The organism is Anabaenopsis sp. NIES-4685 (assembly GCF_059725405.1).
Genome location: NZ_AP043602.1, coordinates 3,530,609 through 3,553,177, shown reverse-complemented (window position 1 = coordinate 3,553,177; position 22,569 = coordinate 3,530,609). Strand labels below are relative to the sequence as shown.

Here is a 22,569-nt window from a genome sequence, read left to right as displayed (position 1 = left end):
TGGCAGCAGTTGTACGATCTGTTCTCAAAAAACTTCTCTCAGGAATGCTCTTACTCACATCCAAAGGTGCTAACACCATCACAATTGAATGTTTTCCTGATTTCCACCATCTAACTGAGTTTATGTAATTTTCCCGAAGATAAATTAAAATATTTAGTATATTTTATAGTTCTTTTTTTTCCTATGCTCACATCTCAAAAGCTACAAACCTTTGGTAATCATTTAATAGTTGGTATTTCTGGGACGACATTAAGTGATGATGATAAACGTATACTGAGTGACTTGAAACCAGTTGGGGTGATTTTTTTTGCTAAAAACTTTGAGGATGGTAACCCTTACGAAGTATGGCTAGAAACTTTCGGGCAACTTAACCACCAAATCCGAGAATATGCTCAACGTGACTCTATGTTTATGACATTAGACCACGAAGGAGGAAGGGTGGTGAGGACACCATTACCAATTACCAGATTTCCTTATGCCTTACTGTGTCGATCACACGCCTACAAAGTAGCAATAGCCACAGCATTAGAACTTAAATCACTGGGGATAAACTTATCCTGGTCTCCCGTAGCAGATATTTTTTCTCATCCTCAAAACCCCATTATCGGACCTCGTGCCTTTGGTCACACCCCAGAAACCACAGCTAAAGCTGTATGTGAATACTACAGAGGACTTAAGGAAGGGGGAATATTAGGATGTGGGAAACACTTTCCTGGACATGGAGACACTAGTAAAGATTCTCACATTGAATTACCCATACTCAATCTGACCCTAGAAGACCTGCACAAACGGGAGCTAATACCATTTAAAGCCCTGATTGCCGAGCAAATTCCCCTAATCATGACAGCTCATATCTTATTCCCCCACATAGACCCCAAATTACCAGCCACACTTTCCCCAGCTATCCTCAAAAGCATACTCCGGGACGAATTGGGCTTTGAGGGTGTAGTTGTATCCGACGACCTGGATATGAAAGCTGTTTCCGATATGTTTACCCACAGTGGTACAGTAGCCCAAGCCTTTAATGCTGGCTGTGATTTATTTATTGTCTCCCGTAATCTTAATTCCTTATCCATAGAACGTACCTATGAGATGGCTGAAGATTTTGCCGATTCGTTAAATCAAGGTAGTCTAGATCAATCAACAGTATCGCAGCCAGAAATAGAATCGAGAAACTACTAGCGGTGACTCCTCAATATACCATTCAGACTTTGGATCAAAATACCCTACAGGAACACGCCCAACTAGCGATCGCCTGTTGTTACCAGGAGAGATAAAATTAGTACTAAGGCAAAAACCGATCCAAAGCAGCTTTTAACTGTTGAATTTCCACCTCCATATTCCCCTCTTGAGCCGCTCTAGCAATACACTCAGTTAAATGTTCATCCAAAACAATTCTCGCCACCTTATCCAAAGCGCCCCGCACCGCCGCAATTTGTAATAAAACATCAGGACAAGGGGTATCTTGCTGCACCATTGTTTTAATACCGCGAACATGTCCCTCTATCCGTGACAACCGATTGACAATTTTCCGCAGTGACTCTTGACTATGAACGTGAGCATGAGCCGACTGTCCATGGTTATGCTCTATTGGGGGATGGGATATAGATAAAGATTCTGTTGCTAACCGGTTGGGTTTATTCATGAGCCTTCTAAGTACTGTTAATAGTTAAATCCTAGCCTAGAGGATCGCAAATCAAGGGAAAACTCTTTCCCAGGAGTTAACCCCAGTCAAACAGTTAAATTTCGTGGTCTCGTAGTTTTAAACCTAAACCCTCCCGGCGACTGCGCAGGTCGTAGTAAATGACAGATGTGAGAGTTTGATAAAAGGGTAAAATCATAGCACTAATACTAAAAATGATGGCTAGCAAAAATACAAAATAAAGTAAAGCATATAGAGCAGATCCATCTAGTATCAACGGTGAGAAAACTAATTCTAAAAAACTAGTCATAACTTGCAGCATAATCTGAGCCGGGATGGTAATTAAAAAACCCACAAAGTAAATCAACAACAACCGCCAGCCGTAACCCTGAGTTAATTGCCAACTGCGACTAATGGCTGACACCCCGTCAACATTTTCTTCAATAGCCAAGATCGCATCTACTAAGTATAACCTGATTATGATCCATAAACAGGCTAAGATTACCACAATCAGAGTCACCAAGGTAATCAGACCCAACAGAAGAACAGCAGCAGAATTTTCGTCTGGAAATATCAAGCCCCAGAAAACCCCTAAGATGCCAAATATAATCACTATACCTAGGCCAAGTCCCACACCCACAAGAAATAATAACAGCACCGCCACCAAAAACTCCCACAACCGAGAATTAACAAAGCGTTGACCAGATGGGATACTTTCTGGCTGATTTACCAATTCACCGAAAGCCAAGCGGGAAATCAGAGATCTCAGAGCCATAAACTTAGCCCAACCATAGACGGGAACTAGGACCCACAGGTAAGCCTTGAGTGCTAGGAAAAAATAGTCTTGAACATGAGAACGATACAAGCGTATTCCAGTACTGATAACCTTGCCTACACTCAGTGGTTGTGTGGGATCAGGAGAACCAATATTTCCCGCCATAGACCTAAAGCCTCGTTGAGATTACAGATATATGTAGGTATTGTACAGTAATTTAATTATAAGTAATACCAACTTTTAGCCAGGAACCGGCAAAAACAATGCCAAGGCCAATACACAAGGGTTAGTCAATAGCTGATTATTTGCTAACAATAGATTATATATGCTCACAAATGATCAGATAGTGGTATGGCTTATGTACCACTACGAGAAGCAGTCAAACAACTGGGACTGCACCCAAACACTTTCAGGAAGTACGCGGACAATGGCAAGATCGAAAGCATCAAAAACGAAGCAGGACAAAGACTTTTTCACGTTGAATCCTACCTCCGTGGTGCAGCTAGAACTTCCATTGTCTGCTACTGCCGAGTTAGTTCAACCAAGCAACGAGACGACCTTGGTAGACTTTCCTATATGCAATCACTCTACCCAGAGTCCGAAATCATCAAAGATATCGGCAGTGGAATCAACTTTAAAAGAAAAGGACTGCAAACCTTACTGGACAGACTTCTGCTCGGAGATAAGCTCACGCTTGTTGTTACCTGTCGTGACCGAATCGCAAGGTTTGGATTCGAGCTTATTGAGTACATGGTCGAGCAAAACGGTGGACAGGTCGTGGTTCTCAACAACACTGTACACAGCCTGGAGTCAGAGCTTACCTCGGATCTTCTCTCCATCCTCCACGTCTTCTCTTGTCGGATGCACGGACTCAGGAAGTACAGTAAAAAAATCAAGGAAGATCCGGATCTTCCTCACAACCGAGCAGAGGCGGATTGTTAAGCAGTGGTTTGGTGTGTCCAGGTTTGTTTACAACACCACCGTCAAACTGCTGCAAGACTCTAGCATGAAAGCTAACTGGAAAGCGATTAAGACTGACATATTGAACGAACTACCAGAATGGAGTAAATCAGTCCCTTATCTTAAATCAATCGCCATCAAAGATGCTTGTAAGTCTGTCAGCAATGCCAAGAAAAAGTTTAAAACCGGTGGTGGTATTAGCAAGATTAGATTTAGGTCAAGAAAAGACACTGTACAATCTTGCTACATTCCCAAATCTGCCGTAAAAGACTTGGGGATTTACCACACTGTATTAGGTAAGGTAACCTTCAAAGAAGCCTTACCACAAAGCTTTGGCGACTGTCGTTTAGTATTTGCCTACCGTGATTACTATTTGACAGTTCCAGAGGACGTGCTACGACAGAAGTCTGATAACCAAGGACGTGTTGTAGCACTTGACCCCGGTATCAGAACGTTTATCACCTTCTTTTCTGAATGTAGTTTTGGCGAAATTGGCACATCTGCTAATCTGCTTCAGAAACTATGTTTTCGCTTAGATAAGTTAATTTCTAAATTCACTCAAGCCAAGTGCAAACAAAGAAGAAGGATGAAACTTGCTGCTAGTAGACTGCGAGGTAAAATCAAAAACCTTGTAGACGAATTGCACAAGAAAACTGCTCGATTTTTGGTTGATAACTTTGACATTATTTTACTGCCAACCTTTGAAACATCCCAAATGTCTCAGAAGGCAAAGCGACGAATTAGGTCAAAGTCAGTGCGCCAAATGTTAACACTCTCTCACTACCGATTTAAGCAGTTCCTTAAGCACAAAGCTTTTGAGACTAATAAAGTAGTGATGGATGTGAACGAAGCGTACACATCAAAAACAGTCAGTTGGACTGGTGAAATCATCCCCAACCTTGGTGGTGCTAAGTTCGTTAAGTCTCCATCTGATGGGCGGGTAATGAGCCGGGACATGAATGGTGCGCGAGGGATTTTCCTACGTGCATTGGTTGATACGCCCTCTCTTAAAGAGTGTATTTGTTAGTGAATGTTAGCAAAAAAGTATCGGTTATCATCGATTTTGTCAAAATAAATGTAAATAGATGTTTCAAAACGTCTCACAATTAACCTTCTAGATTAGGTTGTGATTATGCGATTTTCTCAAGTAGGCGGTTTTCTACGTCAATTCAGTTCTTATCTGTTAGCCATAATTGTAGGCGTGGGGCTAACGTTGGGTACTTTTCATGTGTTACCGTCCCAAGCAGACCCAGCGCCGACTGTGGTCAGGGGTGAGGATGATATGACTATACCAACCCCAATATCAGATATCATCCCTCAACAGGAATCCCCAGCAAAAGCGGCTATAGGTAGCACTAGCTTTGTTACCGCAGCTGTAAATCGTGTGGGAAATGCAGTGGTACGTATTGACACAGAACGCACCATTACTCGTCGCATCGACCCATTTCTGGAAGACCCATTCTTCCGGCGATTTTTTGGTGATATCCCCCAACAGTTACCCACTGAACAGTTGCGCGGTTTAGGTTCTGGGTTCATTATTGATAAACGTGGTCTGATTTTAACCAATGCCCATGTAGTAGACCAAGCTGATAAAGTCACAGTCCGCCTCAAGGATGGTCGCACTTATGAAGGCAAAGTTAAAGGGATTGATGAAGTTACAGACTTAGCAGTGGTGAAGATTAACCCTGACCAGGATTTACCTGTGGCGGCTTTGGGTTCTTCGGATACAGTACAAGTGGGAGACTGGGCGATCGCAGTGGGTAATCCTTTAGGATTTGATAACACCGTCACTTTGGGAATTGTCAGCACTCTCAAACGTTCTAGCGCCCAAGTTGGGATCGCTGACAAACGTTTAGACTTTATTCAAACCGATGCGGCGATTAATCCTGGTAACTCCGGGGGTCCACTATTAAATGAGCGCGGGGAAGTTATCGGCATTAATACTGCTATTCGTCCTGATGCTATGGGTATTGGCTTTGCTATTCCCATTGATAAGGCTAAGGCGATCGCTTTAAAATTGCAACGTGATGGCAAAGTGATTCACCCCTATTTGGGTGTACAAATGATTACTTTAACCCCCCAGCTAGCAAGGCAAAATAATCTTGACCCTAACTCTCCTATTCAAATCCCAGAAGTTAATGGTGTTTTGGTGATGCGAGTTATACCAGATTCACCTGCGGCAATTGCGGGTATCCGACGCGGTGATGTGATTGTACAAGTTGACCGGGAATCAGTCACCAGTGCTGATAATTTACAGAATCTTGTAGAAAATAGTCGCCTTGGTCAAGTCTTACAAGTCAAGGTGCAACGCGGTAATCAGATACAAGTAATTTCAGTCCGCACGGCTGAGTTACAAGATGCTGCTTAGTGGGTGTCAGCTAGGGTGGGCATCATGCCTACCCTGGAAGATGGATACTTGGAGTCAGAATTAATTGACCACAGATAAACCCAGATAAACACAGATTAATCCTGAGTTAGGCTGAGTAGAAAGGGCTATATGTGGGAAATTTTTGTACATTTGGATTGGTAGTAATTTCAGAATTAACTAATGTTATATAGAAGGTTTGGCCGCACGGAATTACAGATGCCTGTTTTTTCTTGTGGGGGTATGAGATACCAGTTTAAATGGCAAGATGTGCCAGACTCGGAAATTCCTGCGGATAGTCAGGCTAATCTGGAAGCAACTATTCGCCGCGCGGTGGAACTAGGGATTAATCACATTGAAACGGCTCGCGGTTATGGGACATCAGAAATACAATTGGGAAGAATATTACCTCAGTTTCCCCGGGAGGAGATAATTGTACAAACTAAGGTCTGTCCGGTTGCAGATGCCGACGAATTTCGCCAAACCTTTGAACAATCACTACAAAATCTCCAGTTAGATTACGTTGATTTACTGGGATTACATGGCATTAATCATGGGGAATCTTTAGATTATAGCATCCGTCCTGGTGGCTGTTTAGAAGTGGCGCAGCAGTTACAAAAAGAGGGAAAAGTCAAATTTATCGGCTTTTCTACCCATGGTTCTAAGGACTTGATTGTAGAAGCAATTAATACCAATAAATTTGATTATGTCAATCTACATTGGTACTACATTAATCAATGGAATTGGGAGGCAATTACAGCGGCTCAACATCACGATATGGGGGTATTTATTATTAGTCCCTCAGATAAAGGGGGGATGCTATATAAACCACCAGAAAAGTTAGTTAATCTTTGCGCTCCCTTAAGTCCCATGGTGTTTAATGATTTGTTTTGTCTGAGTCATCCAGAAGTCCATACTTTGAGTTTAGGTGCTGCTAGACCCCAAGATTTTGATGAACACCTCAAGAGTTTGGAATATTTAAACCGGGCTGAGGAAATTCTGCCGCCAATTTTGCGTAAGTTAGAACAAGAAGCGATCGCTACTTTAGGAGAAGACTGGGTAAAAACTTGGGATAGTAACTTACCCACCTTTGAGGAAACACCAGGACGGGTGAATATTCCTGTGATTTTGTGGTTGTTAAATTTAGCGATCGCCTACGATTTAATTGACTATGCTAAAATGCGCTACAATCTCTTAGGTCATGGTAGTCACTGGTTTCCAGGTAGTAAAGCAGACCGCTTAGAGGAACTAGACTTACGACCATCTCTGGCCAATAGTCCCCACGCGGATAAAATTCCTCATAAGTTAGCACAAACCCATGAAATGTTAGCTGGTGCGGAAGTCAAGCGGTTATCGAAAAGTTAGGAATTACTAATTAGCAAGCTCATCATCATTCTCCCTAATCTCTACCTCGTCATCTAACTTTGGGATGACCAGGACTTTATCAACGCGGTTACTGTCCATATCCATAACTTCAATACGCATCCCCCGCCATTCAAAATAGTCTGCAACTACAGGAATACGACCCAGATGATTGATCACAAAACCACCCAATGTTTGATAGCTACCTCTTTCGCCAATTTCCCACTCTTCAAGATGAAAAAGTTCATAAAACTGATCTATATATAACATTCCATCCAAGAGCCAGGAACCATCCTCCCGTTGTACTGCTTGGGGTTCTTCCTCCCCCGGTTCCTCTGGAACATCACCGACGATTTCGCTCATGATGTCGTTAAGAGTTACTAATCCTTGAATTACACCATATTCATCCACTATCAAAGCCATGTAAGTAATGGTTTGTTTAAACAATTCCAATACTTTTAAACCGCGTGTGATTTCTGGTACATAGACAGGTGGCCGCAATCCCACTGTTAAGTCCATGGGTTCACTGCGGAAACACCTGGCTAGTAAGTCGGTAACTGGAATTATCCCCAAAACATTGTCTAATCCTCCCTGACAAACTGGATACCTAGAATAGGCACTTTCAATGATCTTTTGGCGGTTTTGTTCCAGTGAGTCCTCTAAGTCCAGCCAAACAATATCAGGACGGGGTGTCATAAAAGAACTCACAGGGCGATCGCCTAAACGAAAAACTCGCTCAACCATATCTTGTTCCGCCTCCTCAAAGGTTCCGGCTTCCGTTCCCTGTTCAATTAAAATCTTAATTTCTTCCTCCGTAACCTGTGGACCAGATGGGGCGTCATCCCCAATCCTCGCACTATTATATCAGTAGAAGCACTGAGGAAATACACCAATGGTGAAGTAAATGCGGCTAGGCGTTGCATGGGAATAGCGATAAACTTGGCAATTGCTTCTGGGTTATTTAATGCCAGACGTTTTGGTAATAATTCACCAATAATCATGGAAAAATAGGTAATTATGACAACTACTACCGCGAAAGCTAGGGGTTGACTATAAGATGCCAAGAAGGGAATCAGACGTATATATACTGAGATTCTAGTTGTAATGATTGCTCCTAACCAAGCCCCTGTGAGGATAATTGAGAGGTTAATTGCTAATTGAATGGTGGAGAGAAAATCATTTGGCGACTCAGCTAGTGCTAAGGCTACCCGGGCTTTGGCATCTCCTTGATTCGCCAGCTGCTGTAACCTAAGTTTACTTGCCGAGACCACTGCCATCTCCGCCAGAGAAAATACACCATTAGCTATAATTAGCGCCAAAAGGACCAACATTTCAAACGTGATGGAGGACATTTTTGAGAATTGCCACTGAATCTAGGTGAAGGTGAGAAGCTCATACACCTTTTAGTATTTAGTAATCATAGGAGGGCTTTTACCGCTGTGTTGGTGATTGTCGAGAATTAATAAGAAAAATTAACCACAGATGTACAAAAATGTCATTGGTCATGACCCCTCTGGCTCCAGGTAAGTGAGGACAATTCTGTAAGTGAAGTTAATAACGGCTGGAACACTCTTAAAATGGTGAATATAAACTAACTGTAATTTCTGTGATTTTTAAGGACTTCCTCCTGTAGTAAAACTTATGGCATTTTCTTCTATTGTGCGCGCCTTGGGGCGATCGCCTCTCAACACTGAATTACTTTCTCAGTTAAATCGCCAACAAGAATTGCGGTTAAATGGCATTTCTCGCCTACCCAAAGGTCTAATAGCTTCAGCATTGGCCCAAAATTCTGGCAGAAATTTATTGGTAGTAGTTCCAACTCTGGAGGAAGGCGGACGCGCTTATGCACAGTTGGAGGCTATGGGATGGCAGACGGTGCATTTTTACCCCACTTCCGAAGCGTCTCCTTATGAACCCTTTGACCCGGAAACGGAAATGACTTGGGGACAGATGCAAGTTCTGGCTGATTTGGTAAATGGGAAGGGGGAAAGCAACACCAATCTTGCAATTGTCGCTACTGCTGGGGCGTTACAACCCCATTTACCACCACCAGCAGCTTTTATACCTTTCTGTCTGACGGTGAAGCGGGGGATGGAGTTTGACCTGGATACCTTCGGGGCAAAAATTACCAATTTGGGGTATGAAAGAGTACCACTGGTGGAAACAGAAGGTCAATGGAGTCGGCGCGGTGATATTGTCGATGTCTTTCCTGTTTCTTCGGGAATGCCAGTTAGATTAGAGTGGTTTGGTGACGAGATTGAGAAAATCCGCGAATTTGATGCTGCTAGTCAACGTTCTGCCCTGGATAAAATTGACCAAATTACCCTGACTCCTACTAGTTTTGCTCCTATTGTCTGGGAAGCATTACAAGATCAGGTTGAGGGGAAATCAGACTCGGAACTTCTAGAAGGGAGTCGTCGTTTTCTGGGGTTGGCTTTCACAAAACCAGCATCACTCTTAGATTATTTAAGTGAAAATACCCTGATTGCTGTTGATGAACCAGAACAGTGTCGTGCACATAGCGATCGCTGGGTAGAAAATGCCCAGGAACAATGGGGTATGAGTCATAGGGAAGAATCTAGCCCGATTTTCTCAGAGTTACCCAAAATTCATCGGTCTTTTGATGAATGCCTCATAGATGTAACTAAGTTTAAAACTTTATATTTATCTGAATTAGCCGAAGAGAACAGTGGTATAAATCTTGCTAGCCGCTCATTGCCGGTAACACCACACCAATTTGGCAAGCTGGCGGACATTCTGCGACAAGAACGCGATCGCAATTTCTCCATTTGGCTGATTTCTGCCCAACCTTCCCGTTCTGTCTCTCTACTACAAGAACACGATTGTCCGGCGCAATTTGTCCCCAATCCGCGGGACTACCAAGCAATTGATAAATTACAAATTAACCATATACCTACAGCCATAAAGTATTCCGGTTTAGCGGAACTAGAAGGTTTTATCCTGCCTACATTTCGACTGATAGTCATCACTGATCGGGAATTTTACGGACAGCATTCCCTGGCCACACCGGGATATATCCGCAAGCGTCGCCAAGCCATTTCCAAGCAAGTAGACCCCAATAAGCTGCGTCAAGGTGATTATGTAGTTCACAAAAGTCACGGAATCGGTCAGTTTATGAAGTTGGAAAGCTTAACTATTAATCATGAAACCCGTGATTATCTGGTGGTGCAGTATGCTGACGGTATCCTCAGAGTTGCTGCTGATCAAGTCGCTGCTTTATCTCGGTTTCGCCGCACGGGGGACAAACCACCAGAACTGCACAAAATGACTGGTAAGGCTTGGGAAAATACTAAAAACCGAGTTCGTAAGGCCATCAAAAAGTTGGCGGTGGATTTGCTAAAACTGTACGCAGCTCGATCTAAACAACAAGGCTATAGTTATCCCCAAGATATGCCTTGGCAAGAAGAAATGGAAGACTCATTCCCCTACCAAGCGACTATAGATCAGCTCAAAGCTGTACAAGATGTCAAACGAGATATGGAAAGCGATCGCCCCATGGATCGTTTAGTTTGTGGGGATGTGGGTTTTGGTAAAACAGAGGTGGCAATTCGGGCTATTTTCAAGGCTGTCACTGCGGGTAAGCAAGTTGCACTACTTGCACCCACGACAATTTTGACTCAGCAGCACTACCACACCCTCAAAGAACGCTTTGCTCCTTACCCGGTAACTATTGGCTTACTGAATCGTTTTCGCAGTGCTGAAGAACGCCGCACCATTCAAAAGCGATTAGCCACGGGGGAATTAGATATAGTTGTCGGTACACACCAAATTTTAGGTAAGAATGTCACTTTTCGTGATTTAGGACTGTTGGTGGTGGATGAAGAGCAACGGTTTGGGGTGAATCAAAAGGAAAAAATTAAAACCTTAAAAACTCAAGTTGATGTCCTCACACTTTCGGCTACTCCCATTCCCCGTACCTTATATATGTCTCTGTCAGGGATTCGGGAAATGAGTTTAATTACCACACCACCTCCTACCAGAAGAGCTATTAAAACCCACCTAGCGCCATTAAACCCGGAAATGGTGCGCACGGCAATTCGTCAGGAATTAGACAGAAGAGGGCAAATATTTTATGTAGTTCCACGGGTGGAAGGCATCGAAGAACTGACAACTAATTTACGGCAAATGATACCGGGGGCGAGGTTTGCGATCGCTCATGGTCAAATGGATGAAAGCGATTTAGAATCAACTATGCTGACTTTCAGTAATGGTGAAGCGGATATTCTCGTCTGTACAACAATTATTGAATCTGGTTTAGATATTCCCCGAGTCAACACAATCTTAATTGAAGATGCTCACCGTTTCGGGTTATCTCAATTATACCAACTGCGTGGTCGTGTGGGACGGGCGGGAATACAAGCCCATGCTTGGTTATTCTATCCCAAGCAAGAAAATTTATCCGATGCAGCACGGCAAAGACTGCGGGCGATTCAGGAATTTACCCAACTTGGTTCGGGGTATCAACTGGCGATGCGCGATATGGAAATCAGAGGTGTGGGTAACTTGTTAGGTGCAGAACAATCAGGTCAAATGGAAGCCATCGGCTTTGATTTGTATATGGAAATGTTAGAAGAGGCGATTCGAGAAATTCGCGGACAAGAAATACCCAAAGTTGATGATACTCAAATTGACCTCAACCTCACAGCATTTATTCCATCTGATTATATTCCCGACGTGGATCAAAAGATGAGTGCTTACCGAGCAGTGGCGGCGGCAAAATCTCCACAAGAATTAAAGTATATCACGGCGGAGTGGGGCGATCGCTATGGTGCCATACCAGTCCCGGCTAATCAACTTTTACGGGTAATGGAACTCAAACAGGTAGCGAAAAAGTTAGGATTTAGCCGCATTAAACCAGAGAATAAACAACACATTGTTTTAGAAACTCCCATGGAAGAACCGGCTGGAATTTACTAGCAGCCAACTTACCAGAACATCTCAAGACCCGCTTTGTTTACTCTCCGGGTAAGGTAACAGTAAGGGGTTTAGCAGTCTTGAAAGCCGATCAGCAACTGCAAAGCTTACTGGATGCAATGCATAAAATGCAAGGTGGTGTTGCAGAGGCGGTTGTGGTTTGAGTGCTTGGGAAACAATAATTCTAGAAACTCACAATCACTAAAATGAACCTGCAAAATTTAGGGTATTTATAGCTACAATCAAATTGATAAAGTACGCTCTGTATGTGCAATGAAGGTTCTATTCATCCATCAAAACTTTCCTGGACAGTATAAGCATCTAGCCCCAGCATTAGCCCGGGATGGGCATCAAGTCGTGGGCTTGGGAGAAGCCAAGCAACCCCTTCCCCTACCCGGTGTGGAGCAGTTTGGCTATAAACCTCCCCAAAAAGGTAGTCCGACAACCCATCATTATCTCCAGGGATTTGAGGGACAGGTGCGACGGGGACAGCAGGTGCTGCGATCGCTACATAGCCTCCAGAAAAAGGGCTTTATCCCCGATTTAATTCTAGTCCATCCCGGCTGGGGGGAGGGGTTATATCTCAAGGATGTATACCCAAATGTTCCCACCATTGGGCTGTTTGAATTTTACTATCAGAGCCACGGCCATGATACTGCTTTTGATCCTGAATTTCCTTCTAGCACAGATTTAGAATGCAAAATCCGCACCCGGAACGCTAATCATCTAATTTCCCTGGAAGCACTGGATGTTGGCGTTTGTCCCACTGCGTATCAGAAGTCCTCACACCCGGTAATTTTCCACCACAAACTGGAGGTAATCCATGATGGCATTGATACAGATGTGGTCTGTCCCAATCCTGAGGTCACCGTCACCCTCAACCCCCAAGAGCAATCCCTGAGGCTCAACCGCTCGGACGAGGTAATTACCTTTATCAGTCGCAATCTGGAGCCGTACCGGGGCTATCACATCTTTATGCGTGCTTTACCCCGGATTTTGCGGGAACGCCCCCAGGCTCACGTGGTGATTATAGGGGGAGATGGAGTCAGCTATGGTTCAGCCCCCCCAAAGGGTAAAACCTGGAAGCAGATATATTTGGATGAGGTGAAAGACCAGTTAGACCCCCGTCGAGTTCACTTTGTTGGCCAATTGCCTTATTACCAACTGCTGGGACTATTTCAAGTTTCTAGTGTCCATATATATTTAACCTATCCCTTTGTGCTTTCCTGGTCGATGCTGGAAGCCATGAGCTGTGGCTGTCTGGTAGTTGGTTCCCGCACTCCCCCTGTGGAGGAAGTGATTCGAGATGGGGAAACGGGTTTATTGGTGGACTTTTTTAGCCCAGGGGATATATGCGATCGCATAGGTGAGGTGCTGGAACATCCCAACAGAATGCAACAAATACGGGACAATGCGCGCCAGGAAATCGTCAGTCGCTACGACTTGCGACGAGTCTGCTTACCCCAACACCTGGACTTAATTCACAAAGTCATGGGCACAGGACGTAACTAAGGACAAGTATTTTCTTGCCGGATGAATCAGTGGTCAATTTAGAGAAACAGGTGTACATTAGTTGAGGTTAGTTATCTCATCCTCACCTTGAAAGCATCCATCCATGGATAGAAAAACCAAGCGCCTGTTGTTGCTCGTTTGTTCCTGTAGTCTCGCGGGTGTAATCCTAGGGGGTACATCCAGCTGGGCAGAAAGTAATTCTTGCTTGCAATCTCAGACTGTGACTAGTGATTGTCTCACACAAGACCCCATACAAAGAACTATCCAAGGAATGGCTACAGGTTTGGTAGCAGGCGCAGGGGCAGCGGCCGGTGTAGCATGGAATTTACGTCATGAGGATTAAAGGCGATAATTGCGATAGTTGCGATCGCCGTAAGCATCGCGTACCCACAAACTAACGGGTACAGAATTACCTTGAGGGTCTACTTTGACTCTAACGGTAATTGGTCGAATTTGTGGGGGTCTATTTCCTCTAGTTTGCCGGACGCTTTGGAAAATATCGTTACTAACTTGCTGCCTTTGTGGTTCTGGGAGGTAGTATGTTTCTATTCCATAGATAATGGCATTATCTTGATAGACACCTCTTAAAGCGACTTGATTGCTGGGAAGAGATTCGGGTAAATTGCTAGTCACCCTGATTGGTCGCCAAGGACTGGGAACACCACGACCGGAGGCAATTTGTTGCTCTTGCAATATCACGTATAAGTTAGTCCCAGGGAGAAGTTGTCTGTTTCTCCCCTGATTGCTTCTGAATAAATCATTCCAACCGGGAAGCCTTCTCAAATTGTCCACGCGGGATATATTGTATTCCAAGGTGAGAAAAAAATCTTGAACCACATTATTAGGGTTTTGAGCCAGTGTTTGCAGGATTACATCCCTACCAGCAATGCTAGTATACATTGCTTGGGTGGGAACGGCTAGGATAATTCCCGTTTGAATTAAGAGGGGAACTAATAGCCGCCAAAAAGGTAGAGGCTGGTTCGCTTTTTGTTCACTAGCAGTGAGGTAATCTTTAAAACTCAGCTTCTCAGAAAATTCCACTTCAGGGGATAATGTTCTAGGTGATTGCTTTCCAGTCGATTCAGAGGAATCATTTCTCATGAGCCTAGTCCTAAGATGAAGAGTTATTAGTCAAAATTGCGTCTGGATGAACTACCAGAATTAGGACTGACGCAGAGATTCTCTAAAAAGGGTAAACCACCCACCCACTTGAATGTCCCTAATTGTGACCAAACTTTAATTAGGAACTGGATTTACTAGGTAAGCGACGTTCAAACCAAAGTCCGGCAGTAATTAATGCCCAACCGCAGATCACAAATACCAGGGACTGAAAAAGTCGGTCTGTATTATACTCTATAACCCTACTAATAATTTGTAAGGTTAATAATAGCATACCTCCCCAAAATCTGCTCCTGTTGTTTAACTTTAATCCCTCTCGGATTAACCCGAATGCTAAGAAGGCGAAAAGTACATTAAAGATGAAACTGCCTAATTCATCAATGCGGGTAATAGCTAAATGCCAGAAAGGTGTAATAATGATGAAAGCCAAAAAGGTAGTAACAACAGCAAGAGTAAAAATCACTTCCCTGCGGGGGGGGTTATTTCGCAGACGCAGCATTGATAACCATTGTAATACTGCTAAACCACTGAGAACCCCTAAATCGATTACAGGCAGAGACATGAATAGATTATTGTTACTATTTGGCATCAAGGTATTCAATGTTGGGGCTACCCATTGCCAACGGAAAGACAAGACATAAAAGACTAGTCCAAAAAATATCAATGCCAGGTTACGCGCCAGAGGTTGAAATAACCTGTAATTGACTGTGGGGAAAAGTAAATCGTCATAACTCCAGAATAATGCAGGTGGCAGTGCAAAGGCAAAGGAGGCCACCCAAGGGGCTATATTGTCCAGGTTCAGCAGTGGTAGGGGATTGAGATTCAACTGCAAAGTACCAGCAAAGACAAAGGCTGCTACCACAAAAATCAAGCGAGAGCGACAAAAATATGCTAAGGGTACAAATAGTAACCATGACAATAAGGGCATATGTCGAACTGCTAAACTTACCCAATTCCAGTCAACTGTGGAAACCCCAAAGTCTTCTCTTCCCGCCCAGTAACCGATTTGGCTGAGGATAATGGCCATAATTCCCAGGGAGTTTAAACACAAACTGTAGGCCATGACTAGAACGCCAAATCCCCAGGCTAAAAACAGTTCTGCCATGGAACCGCTAATATTGAAAATCTGTGCCATGAGCAATATGTTTGCACCTAAAAAGAAGGCACTTAAAATTAGTAATCCCTCTCCCAAAATACGTTTACTTTGTTGCTGTTTTCTCTTTTCGTTGTTCCCAGATTTAGCTTCTACCCATGTAGAAAAACCCGTGATACTAGTGGAGAGAAATAAACTGATCATCAAGATAAATTTGACTTCTCGTGACCATGATTGCCAATTTGTGGCTATGAAGGTAATTATACCTAAACACAACAGGATACTACCTATACCAATCACAGTGACCACAAAGCGATCGCGTGATGCTGCTTCTAGGTTCTTAAATCGATAACGTTCTGCTAAGTTTTCGTACTGGGAAGCGCTAATTAGCCCTTCATCTCGCCATAATTGCGCTTCTCGGCGTAATTTATCCGGGAAATTATCGAACATTTATCATCATCTCCGAACAATTTTGGCGACTTGACTCCCTCAACCCAGGACTCAGGTCTTGAGTAGGAGCAAACATTCTTGATTCAGTTGGATTAACCGGTCATGATATTTTCAGTATGCAGCCAAGACCATCTATAGCATTGTTCTTCTGTCACATTTTTACTAATGGAAAAACCATCAAATTTATTACTTAAACTCTCGCGCCGGTTGTTTGAAAACCCTGATAAACAAGAACAGTTTATTGATTCATTAATGAATCCTCAACCCTTTAACCCAGCAATTATTTGGTGTAAAAATCAGCTTAATTTATCACCTTTCACCGTAGAATCATCAATAAATTGGCAACCAGATTTTGTGCAGCGTTTATCATTAGGAGAAAAGCCTGGTAAACATCCTCTGCATCAACAAGGTGATTTTTATTGTTTAGATTTTTCTTCTGTGTTTGCGGCTACAGTTTTATTAATGATTCCCCAGTCGGTGAATTTGGTTTTTGATATGTGTGCTTCCCCTGGGGGTAAGAGTATTTTTGCTTGGAAAGCTTTGCAACCTAATTTACTAATTTGTAATGAGGTCATTGGTAAACGTTTAGGGATGCTGATTTCTAATTTAAAGCGTTGTCAAGTTAGCCCTTGTACTGTGGTGAGTCGAGATTCTAGTATTTTTACGGAGCAAATCCCATTATCTAGTGATTTAGTTATAGTTGATGCGCCTTGTACTGGACAATCTTTAGTCGCTAAAGGTGAAAAAGCCCCTGGCTGTTTTCATCCCACAGCGATTAATAAAAGTGCTAATCGACAAAAGAGGATTCTAGCTAATTCGGCTCAATTAGTTGCACCCCAGGGCTATCTTGCTTATATGACCTGTACTTACTCTCCGGAGGAAAATGAGGAGGTTTGTCAATGGTTTATGTCACGGTTCCCTGATTTTCAACCAGTTACAGTTAGTTATTTAGGGGAATATCAATCTCATTTAACTGATATTCCTTGTTATCGGCTGTTTCCCCAATATAGGCTGGGTGCTGGTGGGTTTACTGTGCTATGGAAAAATACTCAGAAATGTCAACAAAATATAGTAAATTTAGATACTTTATTGCCAGTATGGAGGAACGGGAAGGATTAAAATCAAGGCGCAATGCCTCTTTTTGAGGATTTGAAATCTATCTTTAGAGGTATTTTTTTATTTATACTCAAGATGCTAGTATTTTTAAATACTGGAATTAATGAAGTTGTGTGATGGAGATAATAATTAAAAAACTAGCTAAGGTGATGCTAGGTGAACACCATAATTTACCTGATTCACCAGGTATTTACTTTATATGTGATGATGCTTACAGGGTTTGGTATGTTGGTATTTCTACGAGTAGCTTAAGACAGAGACACCAAAACCATGAGCGGACTGGGGATTTTAAAAGTAATGGCGGTCAGTGGATATGTTACTTAAATTGGGATGATGTAGATGATTTGCATGACTGGGAATACCAGAATATTCAAAAGTTCCAACCACCACTAAATAAAAACTTAACTGAGCCAGAGTTACCCCTAGTTGATTTAGGGTATGATGAGTCTGAGTATTTTCATAGATATCGGGAAATTAAGCAGACGCAGGCGACTCTAGAGCAGGAATTGGAGGAGTTAAAGCCTAATCTGGTGACCCTGATTGAGAAGCACGGGGGAAAAATCAAAACTCGTGATGTAAATGCATATTTAGTTAAAAGGAAGACATGGGACTATTCGCGGGAAGTGGAGGCGCTCAACTCCCAGCTGAAGGAAAAGAAGAAAGAAGAGGAAAACACAGGTATAGCCACGGTGAAGTCTGTGATGACTTATCCTGTGGTGCGATAGTTGCTTTGGTGCATAGGAAAAATAATATACGATTCCCACTGAATCGTATACAGGCTGAATACTTAGATAATTATAGATAAAGAATCATGTCCAACATCCCTACCCAGTGTGAAAATTTAAAAGAGCAAGTTGAAACTGTATTACAACTGTTGCAACAAGAGCCACCTTTGCGCTCTGAAGATATTACATCTGTACAAACTTCTCTGGAAAAAGTCGTTGCACCGCAGTTTGAAATTGTCTTTGCAGGTGCATTTAGTGCGGGTAAATCGATGTTGATTAATGCACTACTAGAACGGGAATTACTATACAGTGCAGAAGGACACGCTACAGGTACAGAATGCAGAATTGAGTATGCACCATTAGATCAGGAAAGAGTAGTTTTAACCTTTTTAAGTGAAGTAGAAATTCGCGAACAAGCCAGTTTTTTATGTGAAAAGTTGGGATTTCAAACAGGAGCTAATATTAACCAAACTGAAATTATTGATTTACTGCGTCAAGGTTGTAATGCTATTATTCAGCAAGAAGGTGGAGAAAGTAAATCGGAACGAGCAAAACAAGGGAAGGCTTTAATATTACTACTTGATGGGTATGAGGCAAATCGTCAACATATTCAAACGATGAATAATGCTACATATTCCATGGAGCAATTTAATTTTTCTAATCTTAAGGAAGCAGCGGGATATGCGCGGCGTGGTAGTAATAGCTCTGTTTTAAAACGAATTGAATATTACTGCAATCATCCCCTGTTAGAAGATGGCAATGTAATTATTGATACGCCAGGTATCGATGCCCCCGTAGAAAAGGATGCACAATTAACTTACGCCAAAATTCAACATCCGGATACATCGGCGGTGGTGTGTGTATTAAAACCTGCTGCTGCTGGTGATATGACCAAGGAGGAAACGGAACTTTTAGAAATAATGCGAGACAATGGGGGAATACGCGATCGCATTTTCTACACTTTCAACCGCATTGATGAAACCTGGTATAATAACCAGTTAAGGCAGCGCTTAGATGACTTAATTAGTAAAGAGTTTCGTGATGCTCCTAGGGTTTATAAAACCAGTGGATTACTGGGATTTTACGGCAGTCAGATTAAACATACAAATATCAGTGATAGATTTGGGTTAGATTCTGTTTTTGCAGATACCGTTAAAAGTAGCAATGGGAGAGAAGAAACACCGCAATTTATTAATGAGTTTAACCGCTACTGTGCTAATTCCGGTAAGCTCTCATCCAGTCATTTTCGCATTTCGGTAAACAGTTATGAAACTCCCAATGAGAATTATGTCAGAATTTTAGCAGAGCAGGGAACGCCTTTAATTAATCAGCTAATTCAAGATAGTGGTATTGAAGAATTTCGCACAGCGATTACTAAATATTTGGTAGAAGAAAAGCGCCCACAGCTATTTGAAAATTTGGCTGATGATTTAGAAGATGTTTGTATTAAACTAAAAAAACATTATCAAACTGAATACATAAAACTAGATAGTCAACCGCGAGAAATTGAGGGGATGAAGGCGCAGGAGTTACAACGGCTGAATCAGCAACTCCAGCAAGTATCTAAAGAATTTGGTCAGCACATCACAGAAGAGGTCAACCTAATAATTAATAATTCCTGTAATGCTTTTGAGGCTGATTTTCGCCAACTACAAGGGCGGATGATTCGGCGTTTAGATGAGTTACTAAACACATTTTCCGTCGCTGATGCTTATCAACGTTCTACCCGTAGCCATCCCCGCAATTCCACTGCGCCTTTACTAGCGATTTTAGTAGAAGCGTTTTATTATTTAGCAAACGAGTTAGAAGATATTTTGAGCGAATGTTGTCAACAATTAGTAAATAATTTGTTTAGGCAATTAATTGAAAAGATTCGCAAATCAGAATACTATCGTCAATTGTATCGTTTATTAGGTAATGATGGGGGGATTGAGGAACAGGTGAAAGCTACCGCCAAAAACGTCTCAGTGATTTTGGATAATGCAGCTAGTGCAGAATGCGATCGCTTTGTGCGAGAAAGTCCGAGATTTTATGATGAGGGGACTTTTTCCATATATCAATTTCGTCAGACTTTGCTGCAAACCTCCCAAAGTTACGATTCCCAAAGTATGGTAGAAGCTGAACCAGCAATTAGACAGTTGTTAAAGTTGGATTTTGAACCCAAGGTTTCCCAGACAGTTTGTAAATCTTTGCGTCAAACTATCAACACCATCCTCAAGAAGCAATTATTAGCCATGGCACAAGAGCAAGAAGATAATATATTACAGCAATACTCCCAAGCTCGTGCTTATTTGGAACAAACTTTACAACAGGAAGCAGAAGATAAAATTCTTAGTAATCAACGCTTACTGAATGTTGTTAAAGAGAAAATTGAGGGTTATAACACAGCAGTATCCCATATTAATAGCTGTTTACAATCTATGCAGTTGTACGATCACTTATTACCTGTAATTAGCAATGAAGATTTTCAGCAGATTGTCGCTGATTCCAGAACTGAGGGTAACTAATGAATAAAACTCCCCGGATTCCCATTCCCTCCTCAGTGAGAAAATACGTATTTGCAAGAGATAAATATCAATGTCAAAGCTGTGGTAAAACAAGTTCAGAAACTAAGCTGACAGTTGACCATATTGTCCCCCTAGCTCGTGGTGGTCAGAACGATATCAGCAACTTACAGACCCTGTGTTTCACTTGTAATCAGCAAAAAACAGATAAACTTGACCCCCGGTTTCGGCGACGTTTTCAGGGGTTGTGAATGGCGATCGCCCTCTTGTAGCCAAGTTTTGGTAAGTTTTTAAACGCCAAGGGGCGCGATCGCATGGTAGTTGCTGACTAATCACTTTTTCCAGTGAATCTAATTAATCTCAAACCTTTGCGCTCCTTTGCGTTTACCTTTGCGCTCCTTTGCGTTAAAAAAAAATAGTGCGTTGTGCGGGACAACACACCATGGTAATATAGATTTAGATGTTACTAATTACCCCAGTTATTCAAGGATATACCAAGTGCTTGGTATATTCTTTGAATATCCCGTCGCCAGCGTGCTAACTTCTGTTCACGGATTCCCTGTTTATCTACTGCAGGAGTGGGTAAACCTGTGGTGTGACTAAATTGATTATATTGTGAACCAAGTCCTTGAAAACGAGTTATCCCGTCATTCGGGTAAATATTATGTTGCGTTCTCAGCCACTTTTCCGCATAATATTGCCAGAGGAAAACATGATCATGAATTTCACCGCCAAAACGATATAAACGGCGAATATCTGAAATAGATAAATTTGGCGATTGAAATAATGTTTTTTCCACATTAGCAGAGTAATTGCGGTTAAACATTAAAATTTCACTGCCATTACCCCGGAAGAATTCTACAATAAACCAATCCCCAAAGTCAAAGATACAAATTTCTGTCTCATTACTACCATCATTGACCAGAAGATCAATATCTCGTGTTAATTCTTGACTAATCCAACTAGTTGATACGGGTACTAAAATACGCAAACGTTCAAAGCGATCGCTATAATTTGACCAAAACCCTTTACGTCTTTGTAGTTGGTTTCTTTGATAATTTAGTTCCTGATATCTATTGTTATTCTGTGATAATGTTTGTAACTGTGAACTCAACTTATTGATTAACACTGTAATCATTCTGTCAAAATCTCCCCAAGTAGCAGCACCAATCCATTTACGTAATGCTAGTTGAGCTTGTGATGATAATTGACTCCAGCGAGAATTAACAGTGCGCGGTCCATAATTTTGACGTAACCATTCTACGATTGATAAAAAACCGCTTCCTATTTCAGCGGCGATCGTTGTCAATAAACGATTGACTTCCTGACATTGCTGTGAGTGGGACATTTGCGCAAAACAACGCAGTAACCATTCTGGTCGGTCGTTCCTGTCTGAAAATATTCTCACTACATAGTTTAAAGCCTGACTCACCGCATTACTAGTTGATGGAAGATTATATTTATTGAGTAATTCTTGGGGTGTACAATTCTCGTCCCTAGCAATTAAAGCTAATCTGTGATAGTCATCCTGGGTGATGGCTTGTATGATTTGTAGTATTTGTGCGTCACTGTCTCCTGATTCCCTGATAAACACAGAAAAACTTGTAACTAAGGATTCACTGATAATTGGCTGTGACTCGCTATGATTCAACACTAACAGCCATAATAAAGTTTCTCTGAGCCATAAGTTATTAACTGCTGCTCTCCAGATTAATGCTGAAGTTGTATAGCTGATTTCTGGGTTTTGCTTATCCCATTCAGCCTTATTATGGAGACAATAGACCCATTCTATGTGTTTAATGTCGTCAATATTGCCGGATTGGATGGTTTCGATAATTTGATCTAAAGAACGCCAAGTATCTGTTTCTACATTAGGGAGATTCTGAAGCTGGCGGAATTGTCCACTGTTGCGGAAATTGTTGACTAACTGGAGTAAATTGGTTGGTTCCGGTGACTGGCGATCGCTTAAGGATAGAGTGCGAAAATTTAACATCATATTTTCTAGGTTGTC

At 42.2% G+C, this 22,569-nt stretch carries 16 protein-coding genes and 3 pseudogenes; 12 read left to right on the top strand and 7 right to left on the bottom strand.

Translation table 11 applies throughout. From position 1 onward, the window contains the following. Positions 1–183: 183 nt before the first annotated feature. Positions 184–1,277 (top strand): annotated as a pseudogene (gene nagZ, locus AC6IZ0_RS15135) (beta-N-acetylhexosaminidase). 8 nt (positions 1,278–1,285) lie between these two features. Here nagZ and AC6IZ0_RS15130 read toward each other — a convergent pair. Both AC6IZ0_RS15130 and AC6IZ0_RS15125 read right to left on the bottom strand, forming a co-directional pair. After that, positions 1,286–1,645: a metal-sensing transcriptional repressor gene (locus AC6IZ0_RS15130; protein ID WP_271733999.1), complete on the bottom strand. Its 360-nt coding sequence runs from the start codon at positions 1,643–1,645 to the stop codon at positions 1,286–1,288. Between the two features lie 94 nt (positions 1,646–1,739). Further along, positions 1,740–2,582 (bottom strand): DUF975 domain-containing protein, encoded by an 843-nt coding sequence (locus AC6IZ0_RS15125; RefSeq protein WP_497723675.1) that lies wholly within the window; start codon positions 2,580–2,582, stop codon positions 1,740–1,742. A gap of 186 nt (positions 2,583–2,768) precedes the next feature. Here AC6IZ0_RS15125 and AC6IZ0_RS15120 point away from each other — a divergent pair, with 186 nt between their 5' ends. The 4 genes from AC6IZ0_RS15120 (at position 2,769) to AC6IZ0_RS15105 (ending at position 7,107) form a co-directional block, all read left to right on the top strand. Continuing rightward, the gene (locus tag AC6IZ0_RS15120; protein WP_497723674.1) at positions 2,769–3,359 is read left to right on the top strand and encodes an IS607 family transposase; all 591 of its coding nucleotides are present in this window, start codon (positions 2,769–2,771) and stop codon (positions 3,357–3,359) included. Next, positions 3,244–4,404 carry an RNA-guided endonuclease InsQ/TnpB family protein gene (locus AC6IZ0_RS15115; protein ID WP_497726072.1) on the top strand — a complete coding sequence of 387 codons (1,161 nt, stop codon included), beginning with the start codon at positions 3,244–3,246 and terminating at the stop codon, positions 4,402–4,404. The genes AC6IZ0_RS15120 and AC6IZ0_RS15115 overlap by 116 nt, the downstream gene beginning before the upstream one ends. Positions 4,405–4,509: 105 nt before the next feature. After that, on the top strand, positions 4,510–5,745 hold the full coding sequence (locus tag AC6IZ0_RS15110; RefSeq protein WP_271732474.1) for an HhoA/HhoB/HtrA family serine endopeptidase: 1,236 nt from the start codon (positions 4,510–4,512) through the stop codon (positions 5,743–5,745). Positions 5,746–5,925: 180 nt separating this feature from the next. Further along, positions 5,926–7,107 carry an aldo/keto reductase gene (locus AC6IZ0_RS15105; RefSeq protein WP_497723673.1) on the top strand — a complete coding sequence of 394 codons (1,182 nt, stop codon included), beginning with the start codon at positions 5,926–5,928 and terminating at the stop codon, positions 7,105–7,107. A gap of 6 nt (positions 7,108–7,113) precedes the next feature. Here AC6IZ0_RS15105 and AC6IZ0_RS15100 read toward each other — a convergent pair. Then, positions 7,114–8,456, bottom strand: a pseudogene (locus AC6IZ0_RS15100) (hemolysin family protein). Positions 8,457–8,745: 289 nt separating this feature from the next. Between AC6IZ0_RS15100 and mfd the strand changes: the two are divergent. The 3 genes and pseudogenes from mfd to AC6IZ0_RS15085 all read left to right on the top strand — a co-directional run bounded on the left by mfd (position 8,746) and on the right by AC6IZ0_RS15085 (position 13,894). Further along, positions 8,746–12,203, top strand: a pseudogene (gene mfd, locus AC6IZ0_RS15095) (transcription-repair coupling factor). A 109-nt stretch (positions 12,204–12,312) separates the two neighbouring features. After that, complete coding sequence (locus tag AC6IZ0_RS15090; protein WP_497723672.1) at positions 12,313–13,551, top strand: glycosyltransferase family 4 protein; 1,239 nt, start codon at positions 12,313–12,315, stop codon at positions 13,549–13,551. Positions 13,552–13,654: 103 nt separating this feature from the next. Beyond that, complete coding sequence (locus tag AC6IZ0_RS15085) at positions 13,655–13,894, top strand: hypothetical protein (RefSeq protein ID WP_200988307.1); 240 nt, start codon at positions 13,655–13,657, stop codon at positions 13,892–13,894. On the opposite strand, the gene AC6IZ0_RS15080 is transcribed toward AC6IZ0_RS15085, so the two are convergent. Together AC6IZ0_RS15080 and AC6IZ0_RS15075 are read right to left on the bottom strand one after the other, a co-directional pair. Continuing rightward, entirely contained in the window at positions 13,891–14,652 is a 762-nt protein-coding gene (locus tag AC6IZ0_RS15080) for a GDYXXLXY domain-containing protein (RefSeq protein WP_497723671.1), read from the bottom strand. The genes AC6IZ0_RS15085 and AC6IZ0_RS15080 overlap by 4 nt on opposite strands. Before the next feature lie 139 nt (positions 14,653–14,791). After that, entirely contained in the window at positions 14,792–16,213 is a 1,422-nt protein-coding gene (locus AC6IZ0_RS15075; protein ID WP_271732464.1) for a DUF2157 domain-containing protein, read from the bottom strand. A gap of 165 nt (positions 16,214–16,378) precedes the next feature. Between AC6IZ0_RS15075 and AC6IZ0_RS15070 the strand changes: the two genes are divergently transcribed. The 4 genes from AC6IZ0_RS15070 (at position 16,379) to AC6IZ0_RS15055 (ending at position 20,809) form a co-directional block, all read left to right on the top strand. Next, positions 16,379–17,332, top strand: coding sequence for an RsmB/NOP family class I SAM-dependent RNA methyltransferase (locus tag AC6IZ0_RS15070; RefSeq protein WP_497723670.1), 954 nt, complete (start codon positions 16,379–16,381; stop codon positions 17,330–17,332). 113 nt (positions 17,333–17,445) lie between these two features. Beyond that, the gene (locus AC6IZ0_RS15065) at positions 17,446–18,054 is read left to right on the top strand and encodes a GIY-YIG nuclease family protein (protein WP_497723669.1); all 609 of its coding nucleotides are present in this window, start codon (positions 17,446–17,448) and stop codon (positions 18,052–18,054) included. An 86-nt stretch (positions 18,055–18,140) separates the two neighbouring features. Continuing rightward, on the top strand, positions 18,141–20,561 hold the full coding sequence (locus AC6IZ0_RS15060; protein WP_497723668.1) for a dynamin family protein: 2,421 nt from the start codon (positions 18,141–18,143) through the stop codon (positions 20,559–20,561). Further along, positions 20,561–20,809 (top strand): HNH endonuclease, encoded by a 249-nt coding sequence (locus AC6IZ0_RS15055; RefSeq protein ID WP_271732460.1) that lies wholly within the window; start codon positions 20,561–20,563, stop codon positions 20,807–20,809. Before AC6IZ0_RS15060 ends, AC6IZ0_RS15055 begins: the two co-directional genes overlap by 1 nt. Here AC6IZ0_RS15055 and AC6IZ0_RS15050 read toward each other — a convergent pair. Beyond that, entirely contained in the window at positions 20,742–20,894 is a 153-nt protein-coding gene (locus AC6IZ0_RS15050; RefSeq protein WP_497726120.1) for a hypothetical protein, read from the bottom strand. The two genes, AC6IZ0_RS15055 and AC6IZ0_RS15050, sit on opposite strands and share 68 nt — an antisense overlap. A 130-nt stretch (positions 20,895–21,024) precedes the next feature. Beyond that, positions 21,025–22,554 carry an EH signature domain-containing protein gene (locus AC6IZ0_RS15045; RefSeq protein ID WP_497723667.1) on the bottom strand — a complete coding sequence of 510 codons (1,530 nt, stop codon included), beginning with the start codon at positions 22,552–22,554 and terminating at the stop codon, positions 21,025–21,027. Positions 22,555–22,569 lie beyond the last annotated feature (15 nt).